1 protein-coding gene is annotated in these 1,689 nt (G+C 76.0%); it reads left to right on the top strand.

Features of this window, described 5'->3' with window-relative positions; translation table 11 throughout:
- Nucleotides 1-147 precede the first annotated feature (147 nt).
- On the top strand, nt 148-1,656 hold the full coding sequence (locus tag ACI79C_RS25205; RefSeq protein WP_456948442.1) for a leucyl aminopeptidase: 1,509 nt from the start codon (nt 148-150) through the stop codon (nt 1,654-1,656).
- Nucleotides 1,657-1,689: the final 33 nt, after the last annotated feature.

Below are 1,689 nucleotides of genomic sequence, written 5' to 3'. Positions count from 1 at the left end.
CTGCGAGGCGTGGGGGGCGAGGGCGGCCCGCTCGCAGGGGCCCGCGCCGAGCCTGCGAGGCGTGGGGGGCGAGGGCGGCCCGCTCGCAGGGGCCCGCGCCGAGCCTGCGAGGCGTGGGGGGCGAGGGGGTCCTTCTAGGATCGACCGGTGCCGCCGACGATCACCGCCACCGACCGCCCGCTCGAGAAGCTCTCCGCCGACGCCGTCGTCGTCGGCATCGGCAAGGGGCCCGACGGCCCGTTGCCCACCCCCGGCGCGGAGGCTGTGGACCGGTTGCTCGGCGGCCGGCTGCTCACGGCACTGGCCGACCTCGGGGCGCGCGGCGCCGAGGACGAGGTGACGCGCCTGTCCTCGCTCGGGCAGGGCTCCTTCCCGGTCATCGCCGCCGTGGGTCTGGGCACCCCGCAGGCAGGCGGCGGTTACCCCGCCGAGGCGGTGCGCCGGGCCGCGGGAGCGGCTGGCCGGGCACTGAGCGGCCGGGCCTCGGTCGTCAGCCTGCTCGCCGCCGTCGGCGGGACGCCGGACGACCTGCGCCTGCACGCCGTGGGCGAGGGCCACCTGCTCGGGGCCTATGAGTTCACCGCGTACAAGTCCGCGCTCGACGGCCGGCCCACCCCGCCGCGGGAGTTCACCGTCGTCGTGCCCGACGCCGGGGACGCCCGCCCCGCGCTGGCCCGCGCGCGGGCCGTGGCCGACGCCGTGTCCCTGGTCCGCGACCTGGTCAACACCCCGCCCAACGACCTCTTCCCCGCCGAGCTGGCCGACCGCGGCGCGGCCGCCGGGAAGAAGGCGGGCCTGAAGGTGGAGGTCCTCGACGAGGAGGCGCTGGCGGCCGGGGGCTACGGGGGCATCCTCGCCGTCGGCGGCGGCTCGGTGCGCAAGCCCCGCCTGCTCCGGCTCACCTACTCCGGCAAGCGGGCCCGCAAGAAGATCGCGCTCGTCGGCAAGGGCATCACCTTCGACAGCGGCGGCCTGTCGATCAAGCCGGCCCTGAACATGCACCACATGACCAGCGACATGGCCGGTGCCGCCGCCGTGATCGCGACCGTGTGCCTGGTCGCTGAGCTCGGCCTGCCGGTCGAGGTCACCGCCACCGTGCCGATCGCGGAGAACCTGCCCAGCGGCACCGCCTACCGGCCGGCCGACGTGGTCACCTTCCGCAACGGCAAGAAGGCGGAGATCACCAACACCGACGCCGAGGGCCGGGTCGTGCTGGCCGACGCGATCGCGCGCGCGGCCGAGGACTCCCCCGACCACCTGCTGGAGACCTCGACCCTCACGGGGGCGCAGATGGTCGCGCTGGGCACCCGCACGTCGGGCGTCATGGGCAGCGACGACCTGCGCGACGCCGTCGTCGCCGCCAGCCGCCGCAGCGGCGAGCCCATGTGGCCGATGCCGATGCCCGCGGAGCTGCGCAAGGGCATCGACTCCCCCGTCGCGGACTTCGTCAACGCCAATCTCGACCGGATGGGCGGCATGCTGGTCGGTGCCCACTTCCTGGCCGAGTTCGTGCCGGCCGGGTTGCCGTGGGCCCACATCGACATCGCCGGGCCCAGCTACAACACCGGGGCGCCGTGGGGCTACACGCCCAAGGGCGGCACGGGCGTCCCCGTCCGGACGCTGCTGGCCACCATCGAGGACCTCATCGCCGAGTGACCTCCGCCGGCCGCGGCCCGGGACACCGGGCCG

This window comes from Geodermatophilus sp. SYSU D00697, from assembly GCF_054050175.1.
The sequence above is the reverse complement of the archived record's forward strand: the minus strand, read 5'-3'. Positions and strand labels throughout refer to the sequence as shown.